Below are 19,040 nucleotides of genomic sequence, written 5' to 3' on the forward strand. Positions count from 1 at the left end.
GGCCATGCGTCATAATTGCTTGTGAATGTGAACGCGTTCACAAACGTGTCCCGGTTGCTCCCGTGATGTACGTGACAAAGCGGGCAAACTGCCGCTGTATCACGGCGACGTAAGGAGACTGACGACGTGGAATTGGCTCTGGCGCCGGAGACTCTGGCGCGCTGGCAGTTCGGCATCACCACCGTCTACCACTTCCTGTTCGTCCCTCTGACCATCTCGCTCGCTGCCCTCACGGCCGGCCTGCAGACGGCCTGGGTACGCACGGAGAAGGAGAAGTACCTCAGGGCCACCAAGTTCTGGGGGAAGCTTTTCCTGATCAACATCGCGATGGGTGTCGTCACCGGCATCGTGCAGGAGTTCCAGTTCGGCATGAACTGGTCCGACTACTCGCGCTTCGTCGGTGACATCTTCGGGGCCCCGCTCGCTTTCGAGGCTCTGATCGCCTTCTTCTTCGAGTCCACGTTCATCGGGCTGTGGATCTTCGGCTGGGACAAGCTTCCGAAGAAGCTCCACCTGGCCTGCATCTGGATGGTCTCCATCGGAACGATCCTGTCCGCGTACTTCATCCTCGCGGCCAACTCGTGGATGCAGCACCCCGTCGGCTACAAGATCAACGGGGCGAGGGGCCGTGCCGAGCTCACCGACTTCTGGCTGGTGCTGACCCAGAACACGGCGCTGACCCAGGCGTTCCACACGCTCACCGCGTCCTTCCTGACCGGTGGCGCCTTCATGGTCGGCATCGCCGCCTTCCATCTGCTCCGCAAGAAGCACATCCCCGTGATGAAGACCTCGCTGCGGCTGGGGCTGGTCACCGTCGTCATCGCCGGACTGCTCACCGCGATCAGTGGTGACACCCTTGGCAAGGTCATGTTCAAGCAGCAGCCGATGAAGATGGCCGCCGCGGAGGCGCTGTGGGACGGTCAGGACGCCGCGCCGTTCTCGATCTTCGCCTACGGCGATGTCAGCAAGGGCCACAACACCGTCGAGCTGTCCGTCCCGGGGATACTGTCGTTCCTCGCCGACGACGACTTCACCTCGTACGTTCCCGGCATCAACGACACCAACAAGGCCGAGCAGGAGAAGTACGGTCCGGGTGACTACCGCCCCATCATCCCGGTCACCTTCTGGGCGTTCCGCTGGATGATCGGCTTCGGCATGGCGTCCTTCGCGATCGGCCTGGTCGGACTCTGGCTCACGCGCAAGAAGTTCATGCTGCCTCAGCACCTGAGGGTGGGTGACGACGAGGTGCCGCATCTGGTGCTGTTCAAGAACAAGGCGCTCGGCCCGAACCTCACCAAGTGGTACTGGCGCATCGCGATCCTGACGCTGGGCTTCCCGCTGATCGCCAACTCCTGGGGCTGGATCTTCACCGAGATGGGCCGCCAGCCGTGGGTCGTCTACGGCGTGCTGCAGACCCGGCACGCGGTCTCCCCCGGCGTCTCGCAGGGCGAGGTCCTCACCTCGATGATCGTCTTCACGGCGCTCTACGCGATCCTCGCCGTCGTCGAGGTCAAGCTGCTCCTGAAGTACGTCAAGGCCGGACCGCCGGAACTCACCGAGGCCGACCTCAACCCGCCCACCAGGATCGGCGGCGACTCCCAGGACGCCGACAAGCCGATGGCCTTCTCCTACTAGGCCCAGGGAGCTGCTGAGTCATGGAACTTCACGACGTCTGGTTCGTACTCATCGCGGTCCTGTGGACCGGCTACTTCTTCCTGGAGGGCTTCGACTTCGGAGTCGGCATCCTGACCAAGCTGCTGGCCCGGGACCGCCCCGAGAAGCGGGTGCTGATCAACACGATCGGCCCCGTCTGGGACGGCAACGAGGTGTGGCTGCTCACGGCGGGCGGAGCGACCTTCGCCGCCTTCCCCGAGTGGTACGCCACGCTCTTCTCCGGCTTCTATCTGCCGTTGCTGATCATTCTTGTCTGCCTCATCGTGCGCGGGGTCGCCTTCGAGTACCGGGCGAAGCGGCCCGAGGAGCAGTGGCAGCGCAACTGGGAGACGGCGATCTTCTGGACCTCGCTGATCCCGGCGTTCCTGTGGGGCGTGGCCTTCGGCAACATCGTGCGCGGAGTGAAGATCGACCAACACTTCGAGTACGTGGGCAACGTCGGGGATCTGCTGAACCCGTACGCACTGCTCGGAGGTCTGGTCACCCTGACGCTGTTCACCTTCCACGGCACGGTGTTCGTGGGACTCAAGACCGTCGGAGACATCCGGGAGCGGGCGAGGAAGCTGGCGCTGAAGCTGGGAGTGGTGACCGCCCTGCTGGCGCTGGGCTTCCTGCTCTGGACCCAGGCCGACAGCGGTGACACCGCGTCGCTGGCGGCGCTGATCGTGGCCGTGGCGGCACTCCTCGTCGCGCTGGTGATGGTCAACGCGGGCCGTGAGGGTTGGGCGTTCATCCTGTCGGGTCTCACCATCGTGGCGGCCGTCGCGATGCTCTTCCTGGCGCTCTTCCCGAACGTCATGCCGTCCTCGCTCAATCCCGACTGGAGCTTGACGGTCACCAATGCCTCGTCGAGCCCCTACACCCTGAAGATCATGACGTGGTGCGCGGGAATCGCCACACCGATCGTCCTGCTGTACCAGTCGTGGACCTACTGGGTGTTCCGCAAGCGGATCGGTACGCATCACATCGCCCCTGATGCCGCGCACTGAATCCGACCTCAGGGCATGTTTCACGTGAAACGTGCCTGATGAGCCCAAGGGTGTGTTTCACGTGAAACCAATCGATCCGCGTCTGCTCCGGTACGCCCGGGCCACCCGCCTCTTTCTCATGGCGGTCGTGGGGCTGGGTGCCGTCGGAGCGGCGCTGGTCATCGCCCAAGCGATGCTCATCGCCGAGGTCGTGGTCGGAGCCTTCCAGCACGGCCTGTCGGTCGCCGAACTGTGCACGCCCCTGGTGCTGCTGGTGGCGGTCGCGGCCGGCCGTGCGGCGGTGGCGTGGCTCACCGAGCTCGCCGCCCACCGGGCGAGCGCGGCGGTCAAGTCGGAGTTGCGGGGCCGGCTGCTGGACCGGGCCGCGGAGCTCGGTCCGGGGTGGCTGAGCGGCCAACGGACGGGGTCGCTGATCGCCCTCGCCACCCGAGGGGTCGACGCCCTCGACGACTACTTCTCCCGCTATCTTCCGCAGCTGGGACTCGCGGTGGTGGTTCCGGTGGCCGTGCTGGCGCGCATCGTCACGGAGGACTGGGTCTCGGCGGCGATCATCGTCGGCACGTTGCCGCTGATCCCCCTCTTCATGGTGCTGATCGGCTGGGCCACGCGCACCCAGATGGACCGGCAGTGGACGATGCTGTCCCGTCTGTCCGGGCACTTCCTGGACGTCGTCGCGGGACTGCCCACGCTCAAGGTGTTCGGCCGCGCCAAGGCGCAGGCCGAGTCGATCAGGAAGATCACCGGCGAGTACCGCCAGGCGACCATGCGGACGCTGCGGATCGCCTTCCTGTCGTCGTTCGCCCTGGAACTGCTCGCCACCATCTCGGTCGCTCTGGTCGCCGTGACCATCGGCATGCGACTCGTCCACGGCGAGATGGACCTGTACGTGGGGCTGGTCATCCTGGTGCTGGCGCCCGAGGCGTATCTGCCGCTGCGGCAAGTGGGCGCGCAGTACCACGCCGCCGCCGAGGGACTCGCGGCGGCGGAGGAGATCTTCTCCGTCCTGGAGACTCCGGCACCGGCCTCCGGGGCGCTGCGTGTTCCGACGGGGGAGATCAACTTCGAGGGCGTGACCGTGCGGTACCCCGGGCGCTCGGCGGATGCGGTCTCGGACGCCTCCTTCACGGTCGAACCCGGAGAGACGGTGGCTCTCGTCGGACCGAGCGGCGTGGGCAAGTCGACGCTGCTGAACGTCCTGCTCGGGTTCGTGGAGCCCGACGAGGGACGCGTGCGGATCGGCGGAACCGACCTCGCCGAGGTCGACCTGGCCGAGTGGCGCTCACAGGTCGCCTGGGTGCCGCAGCGTCCCCACCTGTACGCCGGTTCCATCGCCGAGAACGTACGGCTGGCCCGGCCCGACGCGGACGACGCGGCGCTGCGGCAGGCGCTCGCCGACGCGGGCGCGGCGGCCTTCGTCGATGCCCTGCCCGACGGCGCCGGCACCCTCCTGGGCGAGGACGGTGCCGGGTTGTCGGCCGGTCAACGCCAACGCCTCGCCCTCGCACGCGCGTTCCTCGCCGACCGGCCCGTGCTGCTCCTCGACGAACCGACGGCCGCGCTGGACGGGGCGACGGAGGCAGAGGTCGTGGAGGCCGTACGGCGGCTCGCCGTGGGGCGCACGGTGCTGCTCGTGGTGCACCGGCCCGCGCTGCTCGGGGTGGCCGACCGGGTGGTGCGTCTGGAGCCCGGGACGGCCGCTTCCACGGACGGCGGACCGCGCGTCCCGGCGTCCCGCTCGACGGAGGCCGGAGCGCTCGTCGAGGTGCCCGGCTCCGAGGAGCCGGGCCGTGGGCGTCCGCTTCACGAGGTGGAACCGGCGGCCGAGGGGGCCGCCTCCGGAACGTTCCCGTCGAAGCGGGACGGTGTGCTCGCGCGGGTGCGCGCGATGGCCGCTCCCCGGCGCGGGCCGCTCGCGCTGGCCCTGCTCCTCGGCAGCCTCGCGCTCGGAAGCGCCGTCGGCCTGATGGCGACGTCCGGCTGGCTCATCTCGCGGGCGTCGCAGCAGCCCCCCGTGCTGTATCTGATGGTGGCCGTGACGGCGACGCGCGCGTTCGGCATCGGACGGGCCGTCTTCCGTTACGCGGAGCGGCTCGTGTCCCACGACGCGGTGCTGCGGATGCTGGCCGACACACGGGTCGCCGTCTACCGGCGCCTCGAGCGCCTGGCGCCCGCCGGGCTGCGGACGACCCGGCGCGGCGATCTGCTGTCGCGGCTCGTCGCCGATGTGGACGCGTTGCAGGACTACTGGCTGCGCTGGCTGCTGCCCGCCGGAGCCGCGCTCGTCGTCTCCGCCGCGTCCGTCGGCTTCACGGCATGGCTGCTGCCGGAGGCCGGTGCCGCCCTCGCTCTCGGGCTGCTCGCGGCCGGGGTCGGTGTCCCCCTGGTGACCGGAGCCGTCGCCCGGAGGGCCGAGCTGCGGCTCGCGCCCGCACGGGGCGTCCTGGCGACGAAGGTGGCCGATCTGCTCACGGGAACCGCGGAGTTGACCGTCGCGGGCGCGCTTCCGGCCCGTACGGCCGAGGCGCGCAGGGCCGACGCCGTGCTCACCCGCCTTGCCTCCCGCGGTGCCACCGCGACCGCGCTCGGCGACGGGCTGACGGCGCTCGTATGCGGGCTGACCGTCGCGGCCGCGGCCCTCACGGGTGCGCAGGCGGTCGCCGCCGGCCGCCTGAGCGGTGTCGCGATGGCCGTCGTCGTCCTCACCCCGCTGGCCGCGTTCGAGGCCGTCCTCGGGCTGCCCCTCGCCGTCCAGTACCGGCAGCGGGTGCGCAAGAGCGCGGAGCGCGTGTACGAGGTGCTGGACGCCCCCGAGCCCGTACGCGAACCGGAGCGGCCGCGGCCCGCGCCCGCCTCGCCGTTCCCGCTGCGTGTGCGGGGGCTGCGGGCGCGCCACGAGGGACAGGACCGGGACGCGCTGGTCGACGTCGACCTGACGCTCGAACAGGGCCGCCGCATCGCCGTCGTGGGCCCCTCCGGGTCCGGCAAGACCACGCTCGCGCAGGTACTGCTGCGCTTCCTGGACGCGAGCGCGGGAACCTGCACGCTCGGCGGCACGGACGCCGCCGCGATGGACGGCGACGCCGTACGCCGTCTGATCGGGCTCTGCGCGCAGGACGCCCACCTCTTCGACAGCACCGTCCGCGAGAACCTGCTGCTGGCCCGGAAGGACACCGACGAGGCCGGCCTGCGTGACGCGCTCGCCCGGGCCCGGCTCCTGGAGTGGGCGGACGGCCTGCCCGACGGCCTCGACACCCTGATCGGCGAGCACGGGGCCCGACTGTCCGGCGGTCAGCGGCAGCGGCTCGCGCTGGCGAGGGCGCTCCTCGCCGACTTCCCCGTGCTCGTCCTCGACGAGCCGGCGGAGCATCTCGACCTGCCGACGGCAGACGCGCTCACCGCGGACCTGCTGGCCGCGACCGAAGGACGTACGACGCTGCTGATCACGCACCGGCTGGCCGGCCTCGACGCGGTGGACGAGGTGATCGTGCTCGTGGAGGGACGCGTGGTCCAGCGCGGTCCGTACGCTCGGCTGGCCGCCGCCGAAGGACCGCTGCGGGACATGGTGGAACGGGAGACGGCAGGAGATCTGCTGCTCGGAGCCGGGCCCCTGACCGCCGCCGCGCACCGGTGAAGCCGACTTTCCCACATAAAGGGGACTAATTAGGCTCAAGGCATGTCGGCAGCTCCCGCCCCGCGCTCATCCGACGGCAGCCCGGACGCGACGGCCGGGACGGCCCGCGGTCTGCGCGGGCTGTCCACGGAGCTGACCGCGCGGGTGCCGCAACTGCTGGAGGCCCTGCGATCGGTCGGCTCGGGCCTTGAGCTGCACGCCACCCTCAACCGGATCTGCACGACGGCGGCCGAGCTGACGAACGCTCGTTACGTGGGTCTGGGAGTCGCGGCGGAGGACGAGGAGGGGCTCGCGGACTTCGTCTACTACGGCATGGACGAGGACACCGCCCAGCGGATCGGGCGCCTCCCCGACGGGCAGAGCGGTCTCCTCGGGGCGCTCATCCACGACCCGAATCCGGTACGGCTCACGAACCTGGCGGACGACGCGCGCGCCTGCGGCCTCCCCGAACACCATCCGCCGATGCGGAGCTTCCTGGGCGTCCCGATCAGGGTGCAGGGTTCGATCTTCGGCAATCTGTATCTGGCCGAGAAACGGGACGGTGATCCGTTCACCGACTACGACCTCCACCTGGTCCGCGTCCTGGCGGCGGAGGCAGGCATCGCCATCGGCAACGCCAGGCTGTACGAGGCCGCCCAGCAGCGCGAGCGGTGGATCGACGGCTCGGTGGCCGTCACCACGGCGCTCCTGGCGGGCGACGACGCCGAGGACGCGCTCCAGGTGGTCGCCGAACAGGCCCGCCGGCTGGCCCGCGCGGCCGCAGGGATCGTGATGCTGCCCGCCGTGGAGGGTGGTCTGGAGATCGTCGCGGTCTCCTCGGCCCAGCCGTCGAAGGCGCTCGGCGTGGTCGTCCCGCCGGAGAGCCCGGTCGTCGCCGAACTCCTCGACGGAAAGCCGGTGTTCGTCGAGGACGCCGCCACCGAGCCGCGCATGATCACGGACCTCGCCCGCGGCTACGGACCGATCATGATGCTGCCGTTGCAGAGCGACGGCCGGCTGCTGGGGGCCCTCGTCCTGCCCCGTGCCGAGGACGGCCGGCCCTTCACCGGGACCGAACGGGTCCTGGCGGCGCAGTTCGCCTCGCAGGCCGCGCTCGCGCTGATGGTGGCCGAGACCCGGCGCGACCGGGAGCGGCTCGCGGTGTTCGAGGACCGCGACCGGATCGCCCGGGATCTGCACGATCTCGTCATCCAGCGGCTGTTCAGCACCGGGATGATGCTGGAGAGCGCACAGCGGAGGTCGGCCCTGCCCGAGGTGCGGGAGGGCGTCGGACGGGTGGTCGACGAACTCGACGTCACCATCCAGGAGATCCGCACGGCCGTCTTCGCACTCCAGCCGGGTTCCGAGGAGCCGCCGTCCGGACTGCGCACCCGGATCCTGCGTGAGATCAACATGGCCGCCGTGCCGCTGGGCTTCAAGCCCGGCCACCGCTTCGTCGGCCCCGTCGACACCGCGGTCGGCGAGCTCACCTGCAAGAACCTGATCGCCGCGCTGCGCGAGGCCCTGTCCAACGCCTTCCGTCACTCCGGGGCTTCCCGGATCGACGTCACGGTCGACGCGACCGCGCGGCTGCCGGACGGGCGGCAGGGCGTGCGGCTCACCGTCGCCGACGACGGCGTCGGCATCCCCGAGAGAGGTCGGCGCAGCGGGCTGCGGAACCTCGCGCGGCGGGCCGAGTCCCTGGGCGGCGACAGCTCGTACGGACCGGGCATCGGCGAGGGCGGTGCCGGTACGACGGTGACATGGCAGGCCCCGTACTGAACCGTCCCTCACGCACACCCTGTTCGGCCCAGTCCTGTCGGCCATTCGTGCCGTACGGTCCCCCGGCTGTACGACGTGGACGAGACCGGGCCCACCGAGGCGGTCCACGATCGCTGTCATGCCCTTTCTCCGCCGCCGTCCCCTGCTCCTGCCGGTGCTGCTGTGCGCACTCGCGGTTCTCGCGTCCCGGCCCACGACGGCCGAGAGCGAAGACGACGGCTCCGAGGCCGGTGCCAGGGTGGCGCGACTGTACGAGGAGGCCGCCACGGCGTCGCGCGAGTACGAGGCGGGACGCAGGGCGGCCGACGCGCAGCGGGGCAGAGCGGAGCGGGCCGAGCGGCTTCTCGCGCGTGAGCGGCAGGAGATCACGGTGCTGCGCGAGGACCTGGGGCGGATCGCGCGCGCCCAGTACCGGGAGGGGGACGGGCTCCCGTACTCCGCGCAGATGCTGCTCGCGACCGGCGACGACGAGCTGATGCGTGGTCAGGGCGCGGCATGGCGCGCGGATCTCGCGTTGGGCAACGCGGTCGGCAAGAGCCGTCGCGCCGAGGCCCGGCTCGCCGCCGACGAGGCGAAGGCACGGTCGGCCCGCAAGGCGCTGGACCAGAGGAATGGCGAACTGGCCGAGATGAAGCGGACCATCGAGGCGAAGCTCGACGAGGTGCGGTCGACGCTGCAGAGCCGGGCGGACGCCTCGGTGGCGGCGGGCTCCTGCCGCGGTGCCGTCCACCTCGACGGGGCGCGGACGCACAGCGAGCACAAGTGGGTCGCGCCGGTGCCTTCGTACCGTCTCTCCGCGCGTTTCGGGAGCGGTGGCGAGCGCTGGGCGAACCGCCATACCGGGCAGGACTTCGCGGTGCCCATCGGCACGCCGGTGAGGTCGGTCGGGGCGGGCCGGGTGGTGAAGGTCTCCTGCGGGGGTTCCTTCGGAATCGAGATCGTGGTCCGGCATCCCGGCGGGTACCGCACCCAGTACGCGCACCTGGCCGCCGTGGCCGTCGACCAGGGGGACCCGGTGTCGACCGGGCAGTTGATCGGGCGGTCCGGCACGAGCGGCAACTCGACGGGACCGCATCTGCACTTCGAGGTGCGGGTCAGCGACGAGCTGGGATCGGCGATCGACCCCGTGCCGTGGCTGGCCCGGCACGGGGTCCCGCTCTAGGGGGTGTCGAGCCGCTCGGCGAGGATCCGCTCGATCACGACGGCCACTCCGTCGTCGTTGTTGGCCACCGTGCGGCCGGAGGCGGCCGCGAGGACATCGGGGTGGGCGTTGCCCATCGCGTACGAACGGCCCGCCCAGGTGAGCATCTCGACGTCGTTCGGCATGTCACCGAAGGCGACGACCTCCTCGGGGGAGATGCCCCGCTCGGCGCAGCACAGCGCGAGGGTGCTGGCCTTGGAGACGCCGGGGCCGCTGATCTCCAGGAGGGCGCTGGGGCTCGACCGGGTCACGTTGGCCCGCTCGCCGATGGCCGTGCGGGCGACCGCGAGGAAGGCGTCCGGGTCCATGTCGGGGTGGTAGGCGAGCACCTTGAGGACCGGCTGATCGGCGTCCAGGGCGTCCGCGGCGAGGAGCTTCTCGGCCGGCGCGACGATCTCCGGGGGTTCCATGTGCAGCGAGGGGTAGGCCGGTTCGAGGTGCAGGCCGTACGTCCGCTCGACGGCGTACACGGTGCCGGGCGCCGCGGAGCGCAGCAGGCGGACGACGTCGAGCGCGATGCCGGGCGCAAGTTCGCGGATCTTGACGAAGCGGTGGGCGCCGGGGCCGCCGTGCAGGTCGACCACGGCGGCGCCGTTCCCGCAGATCGCGAGGCCGTGCCCGTGGACGTGGTCGCTGACGACGTCCATCCAGCGGGCCGGGCGGCCTGTGACGAAGAAGACCTCGATTCCGGCCTGTTCGGCGGCGGCGAGGGCGGCGATCGTACGCTCGGACACCGACTTGTCGTCGCGCAACAGGGTGCCGTCGAGATCCGTGGCGATCAGCCGGGGCGGAACGGTGGAGGCCGGGGTCTCGGGCCGTCGAGTCGCTGAGGTCACCCGCTCATTCTCCCGCATATGCCCGCACGGCCGTGCGGCGGTCCGCACAGTTGAGTGGTTACCGTCCTCACCAGCACCGTTACACCCCGTCGCCCTCACGGCAGCTGGGCGAGGGCCTCCATGGCGATCTGCTCGAAGACCTTCACGTCGGTGGCGAAGACCGAGTCGGGGATCGGCCAGTGGATCACGATCTCGGTGAAGCCCAGCTCCGCGTGCCGGCCGGCGAAGTCGACGAACGCGTCGAGGGACTCCAGGGGACGGCCCTTGTCCGGGGTGAACCCGGTGAGCAGGATCTTGTCGAGCTCGGACACGTCCCGGCCGATCTCGGCGCAGGCGTCGGCCAGCTTGTCGGCCTGCCGGCGAATGGCCTGAACCGACTGTTCGGGGGTGCCCGTCTCGTAGAGCTTCGGGTCGCCGGTCGTCACCCAGGCCTGCCCGTGCCGGGCGGCGAGCTTCAGCCCGCGCGGGCCCGTGGCGGCCACGGCGAAGGGCAGCCGGGGGCGCTGCACACAGCCCGGGATGTTGACCGCCTCGTGGGCGGAGTAGAAGTCGCCGCCGTACGAGACGGACTCCTCGGTGAGCAGGCGGTCCAGCAGCGGCACGAACTCGCCGAAGCGGTCGGCGCGCTCACGCGGGGTCCACGGGTCCTGGCCGAGCGCCGTCGCGTCGAAGCCGGTGCCGCCCGCGCCGATGCCCAGGGTGATCCGGCCGTTCGAGATGTCGTCGAGGGAGACGAGTTCCTTGGCGAGGGTCACCGGGTGCCGGAAGTTCGGCGAGGTAACGAGCGTGCCGAGGCGGATGCGGTCGGTGACGGCGGCCGCGGCGGTGAGCGTCGGCACGGCGCCGAACCAGGGGCCGTCGCGGAAGCTCCGCCACGACAGGTGGTCGTAGGTGAAAGCGGTGTGGAAGCCGAGCTGCTCCGCGCGCTGCCAGGCGGAACGCCCGCCCTCGTGCCAGCGGACGTACGGGAGGATCACGGTGCTGAGGCGCAGACTCATGCTTCGAGCGTAAGCGGAACCGGGAGGTGGTCGTGGCCACCTCATGATCGGCCACGGGGTGCACGGACCGCGGGCGCGGTTGTCCCGGGCGGTCTGCGGGGTCGGCGGGTCACCGGGGGCACGGCTGCCCCGCGGCGACCGGCGGTGTCAGCGCGGGGCCGGAAAGCGCAGGTAGCGCGGGGGTACGGCCTGGGTCAGCCAGACGCCGTTCGCGCTGACGTGGAAGACGTGGCCGTCGCGGTGCATGGCGGCGGCGTCCACGGAGAGGACGACCGGCCGGCCGCGGCGGGCACCGACACGGGTCGCGGTCTCCCGGTCGGGCGAGAGGTGCACGTCGTGCCGGTTCATGGGCTTGAGGCCCTCGGCACGGATCGCGCCCAGGCTGGATGCCACGGTCCCGTGGTAGAGGTACGCCGGAGGGGTCGCCGGAGGCAGTCCGAGGTCGACCTCCACGGAGTGGCCCTGGCTGGCGCGGATCCGGGTGCCCTCGACGGCGAAGCGCCGCTTGTCGTTCGTGGCGACGACGTGGTCCAGTTCCTCGCGCGTGACGCGGAAGCCGTGGGCGGCCGCCGCGGCGATCAGCGTGTCGATCTCGACCCAGCCGCCCTCGCCGAGCGTCAGCCCGATCCGCTCGGGCTGGTGCCGCAGGTGTTTCGAGAGGTACTTCGACACCTTTACGGTGCGTCTTTCATCCATACGTACATCCATCTTGTCGTTCGATCTCTTTGTTCTATGTTCCGTCCGGTCCTCGTTCGCGGGGGTGCGCGGCTCGCGTCGGTCGAGCAGTACGCCACCCGTTCTTCGTGCCGTCGGGTTCACCAGCGTGCCTGGCGAGACGCTGATCACGCATTTGATTTTGGTCCGGAGGTTTGATCCACAACCAAGTCCGGTTATCCACAGGGGATTTGGAGATTCTGTGGACAACGGGACGAGGATTTAGGGGGATTGGTCAATCATGCCGTGCTTGGCATGATTTGCTGCCAGGTGGTCCAAGGCACGTGCCTGGACCTCGCGTTCAGCCGCGGCAGTGACGAAGGCGGCCACCTGCGACGGACCAACCAGGCTGGCCACGGCCCGCATTGTCGCCGCGGGGATCTCCACAGAACGCACCTCGTCGGCTCGATCCCGGGGCTGCCCGGCGCCCAACTGCTCGCGCAGGTGACGGTGCGCGAACAGGCGCATGGCCCTGGCCAGTTCGGCGTCGACCGTCTGCTGCGCCAGAGGCCGCAGCCGTCGTACGAGAGAGGCCGCCTCGGCCGCCTCCGCGTCCGTCGGCGGGTGCTCTCCCAGATAGCGGGCGAAGACGTGCTCGGTCGTGAACTCCAGGAAACGGTCCGCTATATGTTCGACCTGAACCCTCAACTCCCGCAGATGGCCTGAGATCGCGGACAGCGGGACGCCCGCCGCGTGCAACTCCACCGCCACGCCCAGCTCTTGGGGACTCGGGACGAGGAACGTGTCCTCGTCGCCGGGAATGCGCTCCAGCACCCCCAGCTCCACGGCCTCGGCCACCGCCGCGTCGTCCGGGCTTCCGCCGAACCGCTCGTCCAGCTCGGCACGCGAGATCCGCGCGGCCTCCTCGTCGGTCCACGGCCCGTCGACCTCGGCGACCAGACCGAGGACCCCGCCGAGGCCCCGGCCGGTGTCCCAGGCCTCCAGCAGCTCCTTGATGGACGCCAGCGTGTAGCCGCGGTCGAGGAGGTCGGCGATCTGCCGCAGCCGGGCCAGATGTGTGTCCGCGTACACGTTGGCGCGGCCCCGCCGCTCGGGGCGGGGGAGCAGGCCGCGGTCCTGATAGGCGCGGATCGTCCGGACCGTGGCACCGCTGAGGTGTGCCAGATCCTCGATCCGGTACGCGGCACCGGCCGCTTCGTCGCTCACGCTCCCTGCCCTTCCGCGTCGCCCGGCGAAGCCGCCCGGCGGTCGCTACGCGGTCGCCGCACGCCCGATCGCCGCGGCTGCCGTCCGTGCCGCCGGCGAAAGTGCCAGGTACTCGACGGCCCGGCGCAGTGACCCCTCCCGGGACGGATGGTACGACCGCCGCGGACAGCGCGGTACGGCCGCGCCGAGCTCCCTCCACGTGGTCAACAGCCCCTGGCACACGGCTCTGTTGTGCGCGGCGAGATGATCGAGGACGTACGCGTGCTGCACGCCGCGTGTCGCCTCTCGACCCGTGAACCCCTTGACGTCCGTCAGGACCCGGCCGGGCGCGATCGCATCGCGCCCGGGGACTCCCGCGGGCTCCGGTGAGCTCACAGCGGTGGCTCCAGCCGGGCGATCGCGCGCAGCGCCTTCGGGGTGAACCGGGACATGAGGTGGGCGCCGCGCGCCTCCGGGGTGACGGGGACGACGGCCTGGTTGCGGACGACGGCGCGCAGGATCGCGTCGGCGACCTTCTCCGGCGGATAGTTGCGCAGGCCGTACAGCCGGGCGGACCTCTTCTGCCGCCGCTTCTCCTCCGCCGCGTCGACGCCGGCGAAACGGGCGGTCGAGGTGATGTTCGTGTTGACGAAGCCGGGGCAGACCGCCGAGACGCCGATCCCCTGCCCGGCCAGCTCCGCGCGCAGGCACTCGCTGAGCATCAGGACGGCCGCCTTGGAGGTGCTGTAGGCGGGCAGGGCCTTCGAGGGCTGGTACGCCGCGGCCGAGGCGGTGTTGACGATGTGGCCGCCCTGGCCGCGCTCGGCCATCTGCTTCCCGAAGAGCCGGCAGCCGTGGATCACACCCCACAGATTGACGTCGAGGACCTTCTTCCAGTCCTCCGACGTCGTGTCGAAGAAGGAGCCGGAGAGCCCGATCCCGGCGTTGTTCACCAGGACGTCCACCACGCCGTACTCCGTGGCGACCTTCTCGGCGAGTTTCTCCATGGCCTGCTCGTCGGAGACGTCGACCGTCTCCGCCCAGGCCTCGGGGGAGCCGATCAGCCGGGACATCTCCGCTGTGCGGGCGGCGCTCTCCGCGTCCCGGTCGACGGCCACCACGCGCGCGCCGGCTTCGGCGAACGCGAAGGCGGTGGCCCGTCCGATGCCACTGCCCGCGCCGGTGACCAGGACGAGCTGGCCCCCGAACCGGTCCGCGTACTTGCCGGTGGCCGCCGTGTCCTGCGCGGGCAGTCCGGCCTCCCGGCCTTCGTTGGCCGTCACGAACTCGGTGATCCAGGCGGTCAGCTGGTCCGGCCGCGTGCGCGGAACCCAGTGCTTGGCGGGGAGTGTGCGGCGCAGCAGTCGGGGTGCCCATTCCTCCAGGTCGTCGTAGAGCCGCTCGGAGAGGAACGCGTCGCCCAGGGGCGTGATCAGCTGCACGGGCGCGTGGGCGTACGCGTCGGCGCGCGGCCTGCTCAGCCGTGGCCGTACGTTGTCGCGGTACAGCCATGCGCCGTGCGCCGCGTCCGAGGGCAGCGACGAGGTCGGGTAGTCGCCCGCGGGCACCTTCTCGAACCGCTCGAGCATCTTCGGCCAGCGCTTGCCGAGGGGGCCGCGCCAGGCCAGCTCGGGCAGGGCGGGAGTGTGCAGCATGTACACGTACCAGGACTTGGCGCCCTGGCCGAGGAGCTGGCCGACCCGGCGGGGGGTGGGCCGGCTCACGCGCTGCTTGATCCAGTGCCCGAAGTGGTCCAGGGAAGGACCGGACATCGAGGTGAAGGACGCGATCCGGCCCTCGGTGCGTGCGACCGTGACGAACTCCCAGGACTGCACCGAGCCCCAGTCGTGCCCCACCAGGTGCACCGGACGGTCCGGGCTCACCGCGTCCACGACCGCGAGGAAGTCGTCCGTCAGCTTCTCCAGGGTGAACCCGCCGCGCAACGGCTGCGGCGCCGACGACCTGCCGTGCCCGCGCACGTCGTACAGCACGACGTGGAAGCGGTCGGCCAGTCTTGTGGCGACCTCGGACCACACCTCCTTGGAGTCCGGATATCCGTGCACGAGCACCACCGTGGGCTGCCGGTCGTCGCCCAGCTCGGCGACGCACAGCTCGATCCCGCCCGTCCGCACCCAGCGCTCGCGTGCACCTTCGAGACTCACTTGTCCTCCGCCCAGCGCCGCACGTGCGGCAGATCGTCGTCCAGCCAGAAGGCGCTCGCCTCGGGGTCCTTGGATTCGGTGACGACCAGGATCTCCTCGAACTTCGCGCCCGTGCCCCGGAATCCGAGGTGGGGTTCGACCGCCCACAGCCCGGGCTGCGGCGGATGGTCGGAGAAGCGGTACGGCGACCACAGCGGCGACCAGCCGTCCCGGTGCCCGCGCAGGGCGTCGCCCGCCAGGCCCTTCAGGGACTGGGTGCCGAACCCGAACAGACGAGGAGACCAGGGACGCTCCCTCACCCGGTCCACCTTGTGCGCGATCACACCGAAGGGGTACGCGCGGTGCCGGTTGGCGTACCCCTGGCGGACCATGAGCCGGTCCACGTCCTCGTAGATCTCGCGCAGTGTGCGGCGCTCGCGCACCTCGCGCAGGATGAGCTCGCGGTGCGCCTCCAGGTCGGCGAGCAGCTTGTCCTGGAGGGGGTTCGGGCCCAGGGAGCCCGAGTAGCCGATGTCGGCGGTGAAGCCCTTGTGGACCGGTGCCATGTCGAGGATGAAGGGCATCCCCGGCTCCAGCCGCCGGTTGGTCGGGAAGAACTGGAGCGGGACGCGGAAGCCGACGAACGCGGTGCGGTCGCCGAACCAGGCGAAGGGCAGGTGGAACCAGTCCCGCACCCCGCGCCCGCGCAGCCAGTCGCGCTGCATGCGTGCCGCCTCGCGCTCCGTCACACCGGGCTTCAGCTGCGCCGCGACCGCCTCCGCGCACTCGTACGCGAGGCGCTGCACCTCTTTGAACCCGCGCAGTTCCTCTTCGAACCCGCGCAGCCCCGCGGAGAGTTCGCCTGCCACTGCCGTCGTCATGCCACCGCCCCACACCCTGTCCACGCTGACCGCGGTACGTGTCCGTAACTTGACACTGGCGAATGTGACAGTAGTTAGAGGCTGCGTCAATAGCCGGGTGCGGCACCTGTGGACAACCGGTCCGTTGTGGACGACCGGCACCCCCGGACGGGCGGCCCGGCCGGGGCGCGGCGACGGACGGCATTCGACCTGAGGGGGACCCCTACGGGCCCGTACGACTGGAGTCTGACGCGGATCCAGCTCCGTGGTCTGACGACCGCTGTGGCGTGCGCCACTACCTTCGAAACGTGACTGTGATCGCGACCGAAAGCCTGAGCAAGCGGTTCCCCCGGGTGACCGCGCTTGACCGGCTCTCCGTGGACGTCGGGCCCGGTGTGACCGGACTCGTCGGAGCCAATGGAGCCGGCAAGTCCACACTGATCAAGATCCTGCTGGGTCTGTCCCCCGCCACCGAGGGCCGCGCCGAAGTGCTCGGACTCGACGTCGCCACCAAGGGCGCCGCCATCCGCGAGCGGGTCGGGTACATGCCCGAGCACGACTGCCTGCCGCCCGACGTCTCGGCCACCGAGTTCGTCGTCCACATGGCGCGCATGTCCGGCCTGCCGCCGGCCGCGGCCCGCGAGCGCACCGCGGACACCCTGCGCCACGTCGGCCTGTACGAGGAGCGCTACCGCCCCATCGGCGGCTACTCGACGGGCATGAAGCAGCGCGTGAAGCTCGCGCAGGCCCTCGTCCACGACCCCCAGCTGGTCTTCCTCGACGAGCCGACCAACGGCCTCGACCCGGTAGGCCGCGACGACATGCTCGGTCTGATCCGCCGGATCCACACCGACTTCGGCATCTCGGTCCTGGTCACCTCGCACCTTCTGGGCGAGCTGGAGCGCACCTGCGACCACGTCGTCGTCGTCGACGGCGGCAAGCTGCTGCGGTCCAGCTCCACCACGGACTTCACCCAGACCACCACGACCCTCGCCATCGAGGTCACCGACACCGACGAGCACCCGGACGGCACCCGCGCGGTGCGCGACGCGCTGCACGCGCGCGGGATCGAGACCCACGACGGCAGCGGCCTGCCGGGCGCCGGGCACATCCTGCTGCTGACCGCCGAGGGCGAGGAGACGTACGACCTCGTCCGCGACGTCGTCGCCGACCTCGGCCTCGGCCTGGTCCGCATGGAGCAGCGCCGGCACCACATCGCGGAGGTCTTCAAGGACAGCGACGAGCAGCGGAAGGAGGCGGTCGGCCATGGCGGTTGAGCAGCCCACGGCCCGGGAGGCCGAGCAGACCCGGATCCACAACATCGGCTACCGCAACTACGACGGACCGCGCCTGGGCCGCGCGTACGCCCGTCGCTCGCTGTACTCGCAGTCCCTGCGCGGTGCCTACGGACTCGGCCGCTCGGTCAAGTCCAAGGTGCTGCCGATGCTCCTGTTCGTCGTGATGTGCGTCCCCGCCCTGATCATGGTGGCGGTCGCGGTCGCCACCAAGGCGAAGGACCTGCCCGTCGACTACACGCGATACGCGATCATCATGCAGGCCGTGATCGGTCTGTACGTGGCCTCGCAGGGACCGCAGGCCGTCTCGCGCGACCTGCGTTTCAAGACCGTTCCGCTCTACTTCTCGCGCCCCATCGAGACCGCGGACTACGTGCGGGCCAAGTACGCGGCGCTGGCCTCGGCGCTGTTCGTCCTCACCGCCGCGCCGCTGATCGTGCTCTACGTGGGAGCGCTGCTGGCGAAGCTGGACTTCGCCGACCAGACCGAGGGATTCGCACAGGGGCTGGTCTCCGTGACGCTGCTGTCGCTGCTCTTCGCCGGGATCGGCCTGGTGATCTCCGCGGTCACACCGCGCCGCGGCTTCGGCATCGCGGCCGTCATCGCCGCCCTGACCATCTCCTACGGGGCGGTGTCCACCGTCCAGGCCATCGCCTTCGAGCAGTCCAGCACCGGAGCCGTCCCGTGGCTCGGCCTCTTCTCGCCGATCACGCTGATCGACGGGGTGCAGACCGCCTTCCTGGGCGCCACCTCCGCCTTCCCCGGAGGGGAAGGACCCTCGTCCGGGCAGGGCCTCGTCTACCTCATCGTCGTCCTGGGGCTCATCGCCGGCTGCTACGGCCTCCTGATGCGCCGCTACCGAAAGGTCGGGCTGTGACCACGCTCAACATCGACCACGTCTCACGCTGGTTCGGCAACGTGGTGGCGGTCAACGACATCACGATGACGATCGGCCCCGGAGTCACCGGTCTGCTCGGCCCGAACGGCGCGGGGAAGTCCACCCTCATCAACATGATGGGCGGCTTCCTGGCCCCCTCCACGGGCACCGTCACCCTCGACGGCGAGCAGGTCTGGCGCAACGAACGGATCTACCGGCACATCGGCATCGTCCCCGAGCGCGAGGCGATGTACGACTTCCTCACCGGCCGCGAATTCGTCGTCGCCAACGCCGAGTTGCACGGCCTCGGCGACAAGGCCGCCCAGCGCGCGCTCGCCACGGTCGAGATGGAGTACGCGCAGGACCGCAAGATCTCGACGTACTCCAAGGGCATGCGACAGCGCGTGAAGATGGCGTCCGCCCTCGTCCACGACCCGTCGCTGCTGCTGCTCGACGAGCCGTTCAACGGCATGGACCCGCGTCAGCGCATGCAGCTCATGGACCTGCTGCGGCGCATGGGGGACGAGGGCCGCACGGTGCTCTTCTCGTCCCACATCCTCGAAGAGGTCGAGCAACTCGCCGCGCACATCGAGGTGATCGTCGCCGGACGGCACGCGGCGAGCGGCGACTTCCGGCGCATCCGCCGCCTGATGACCGACCGCCCGCACCGCTATCTGATCCGGTCCAGCGACGACCGGGCGCTCGCCGCTGCACTGATCGCCGACCCGTCGACGTCGGGCATCGAAGTCGACCTGGCCGAGGGTGCGTTGCGCATCCAGGCGGTCGACTTCGGCCGGTTCACCGCCCTGCTCCCGCGCGTCGCGCGTGAGCACGGCATCCGGCTGCTCACGGTCTCGCCGTCCGACGAGTCCCTCGAGTCCGTCTTCTCGTATCTCGTCGCGGCGTAGGAGGCCGAA

At 70.7% G+C, this 19,040-nt stretch carries 14 protein-coding genes and 1 pseudogene; 8 read left to right on the plus strand and 7 right to left on the minus strand.

Annotated elements, in window-relative coordinates; genetic code table 11:
• Nucleotides 1–126 precede the first annotated feature (126 nt).
• The 5 genes from ABEB03_RS02320 to ABEB03_RS02340 all read left to right on the plus strand — a co-directional run bounded on the left by ABEB03_RS02320 (nucleotide 127) and on the right by ABEB03_RS02340 (nucleotide 9,217).
• A complete protein-coding gene (locus tag ABEB03_RS02320) occupies nucleotides 127–1,635 on the plus strand; it encodes a cytochrome ubiquinol oxidase subunit I (RefSeq protein WP_345640301.1) in 1,509 nt (502 codons plus the stop codon).
• Nucleotides 1,636–1,655: 20 nt separating this feature from the next.
• Nucleotides 1,656–2,663 (plus strand): cytochrome d ubiquinol oxidase subunit II, encoded by a 1,008-nt coding sequence (gene cydB, locus ABEB03_RS02325; protein ID WP_345640305.1) that lies wholly within the window; start codon nucleotides 1,656–1,658, stop codon nucleotides 2,661–2,663.
• Between the two features lie 61 nt (nucleotides 2,664–2,724).
• Nucleotides 2,725–6,294 carry a thiol reductant ABC exporter subunit CydD gene (gene cydD, locus ABEB03_RS02330; protein ID WP_345640308.1) on the plus strand — a complete coding sequence of 1,190 codons (3,570 nt, stop codon included), beginning with the start codon at nucleotides 2,725–2,727 and terminating at the stop codon, nucleotides 6,292–6,294.
• Between the two features lie 42 nt (nucleotides 6,295–6,336).
• Nucleotides 6,337–8,055, plus strand: coding sequence for a sensor histidine kinase (locus ABEB03_RS02335; RefSeq protein WP_345640311.1), 1,719 nt, complete (start codon nucleotides 6,337–6,339; stop codon nucleotides 8,053–8,055).
• Nucleotides 8,056–8,173: 118 nt separating this feature from the next.
• Nucleotides 8,174–9,217 carry a M23 family metallopeptidase gene (locus ABEB03_RS02340; RefSeq protein ID WP_345640314.1) on the plus strand — a complete coding sequence of 348 codons (1,044 nt, stop codon included), beginning with the start codon at nucleotides 8,174–8,176 and terminating at the stop codon, nucleotides 9,215–9,217.
• Here the strand turns inward: ABEB03_RS02340 and ABEB03_RS02345 are convergent.
• From ABEB03_RS02345 to ABEB03_RS02375, 7 genes and pseudogenes are all read right to left on the minus strand, one after another.
• A complete protein-coding gene (locus ABEB03_RS02345; RefSeq protein ID WP_345640317.1) occupies nucleotides 9,214–10,110 on the minus strand; it encodes a Cof-type HAD-IIB family hydrolase in 897 nt (298 codons plus the stop codon). The genes ABEB03_RS02340 and ABEB03_RS02345 overlap by 4 nt on opposite strands.
• A 77-nt stretch (nucleotides 10,111–10,187) precedes the next feature.
• Complete coding sequence (locus ABEB03_RS02350) at nucleotides 10,188–11,090, minus strand: LLM class flavin-dependent oxidoreductase (protein ID WP_345640320.1); 903 nt, start codon at nucleotides 11,088–11,090, stop codon at nucleotides 10,188–10,190.
• Nucleotides 11,091–11,237: 147 nt separating this feature from the next.
• Complete coding sequence (locus tag ABEB03_RS02355) at nucleotides 11,238–11,786, minus strand: RNA 2'-phosphotransferase (RefSeq protein ID WP_345640323.1); 549 nt, start codon at nucleotides 11,784–11,786, stop codon at nucleotides 11,238–11,240.
• A gap of 240 nt (nucleotides 11,787–12,026) precedes the next feature.
• Nucleotides 12,027–12,971, minus strand: coding sequence for a MerR family transcriptional regulator (locus ABEB03_RS02360; RefSeq protein WP_345640326.1), 945 nt, complete (start codon nucleotides 12,969–12,971; stop codon nucleotides 12,027–12,029).
• Between the two features lie 45 nt (nucleotides 12,972–13,016).
• Nucleotides 13,017–13,214, minus strand: a pseudogene (locus tag ABEB03_RS02365) (metal-dependent hydrolase); the annotation flags it as partial.
• A gap of 128 nt (nucleotides 13,215–13,342) precedes the next feature.
• Nucleotides 13,343–15,112 (minus strand): SDR family oxidoreductase, encoded by a 1,770-nt coding sequence (locus ABEB03_RS02370; protein WP_345640329.1) that lies wholly within the window; start codon nucleotides 15,110–15,112, stop codon nucleotides 13,343–13,345.
• Entirely contained in the window at nucleotides 15,109–15,972 is an 864-nt protein-coding gene (locus tag ABEB03_RS02375; protein WP_345640333.1) for a M24 family metallopeptidase, read from the minus strand. The genes ABEB03_RS02370 and ABEB03_RS02375 overlap by 4 nt, the downstream gene beginning before the upstream one ends.
• Before the next feature lie 293 nt (nucleotides 15,973–16,265).
• Between ABEB03_RS02375 and ABEB03_RS02380 the strand changes: the two genes are divergently transcribed.
• From ABEB03_RS02380 to ABEB03_RS02390, 3 genes are read left to right on the plus strand one after another with little or no spacing between them, the layout of a single operon-like run.
• Complete coding sequence (locus ABEB03_RS02380; protein WP_345640616.1) at nucleotides 16,266–17,228, plus strand: ABC transporter ATP-binding protein; 963 nt, start codon at nucleotides 16,266–16,268, stop codon at nucleotides 17,226–17,228.
• A complete protein-coding gene (locus ABEB03_RS02385; RefSeq protein ID WP_345640337.1) occupies nucleotides 17,218–18,123 on the plus strand; it encodes an ABC transporter permease subunit in 906 nt (301 codons plus the stop codon). Before ABEB03_RS02380 ends, ABEB03_RS02385 begins: the two co-directional genes overlap by 11 nt.
• Nucleotides 18,120–19,031, plus strand: a complete 912-nt coding sequence (locus ABEB03_RS02390) for an ABC transporter ATP-binding protein (protein ID WP_345640340.1) — start codon at nucleotides 18,120–18,122, stop codon at nucleotides 19,029–19,031. The genes ABEB03_RS02385 and ABEB03_RS02390 overlap by 4 nt, the downstream gene beginning before the upstream one ends.
• Nucleotides 19,032–19,040 lie beyond the last annotated feature (9 nt).

Source organism: Streptomyces siamensis (genome assembly GCF_039543605.1).
GTDB lineage: Bacteria > Actinomycetota > Actinomycetes > Streptomycetales > Streptomycetaceae > Streptomyces > Streptomyces siamensis.

Coding starts and splice junctions, on each gene's coding strand:
- ABEB03_RS02375 (WP_345640333.1), bottom strand. CDS start 15,972: ATGACGACGGCAGTGGCAGGCGAACTCTCCGCGGGGCTGCGCGGGTTC.
- ABEB03_RS02335 (WP_345640311.1), top strand. CDS start 6,337: ATGTCGGCAGCTCCCGCCCCGCGCTCATCCGACGGCAGCCCGGACGCG.
- ABEB03_RS02355 (WP_345640323.1), bottom strand. CDS start 11,786: ATGGATGAAAGACGCACCGTAAAGGTGTCGAAGTACCTCTCGAAACAC.
- cydB (WP_345640305.1), top strand. CDS start 1,656: ATGGAACTTCACGACGTCTGGTTCGTACTCATCGCGGTCCTGTGGACC.
- ABEB03_RS02350 (WP_345640320.1), bottom strand. CDS start 11,090: ATGAGTCTGCGCCTCAGCACCGTGATCCTCCCGTACGTCCGCTGGCAC.
- ABEB03_RS02340 (WP_345640314.1), top strand. CDS start 8,174: ATGCCCTTTCTCCGCCGCCGTCCCCTGCTCCTGCCGGTGCTGCTGTGC.
- ABEB03_RS02385 (WP_345640337.1), top strand. CDS start 17,218: ATGGCGGTTGAGCAGCCCACGGCCCGGGAGGCCGAGCAGACCCGGATC.
- ABEB03_RS02345 (WP_345640317.1), bottom strand. CDS start 10,110: ATGCGGGAGAATGAGCGGGTGACCTCAGCGACTCGACGGCCCGAGACC.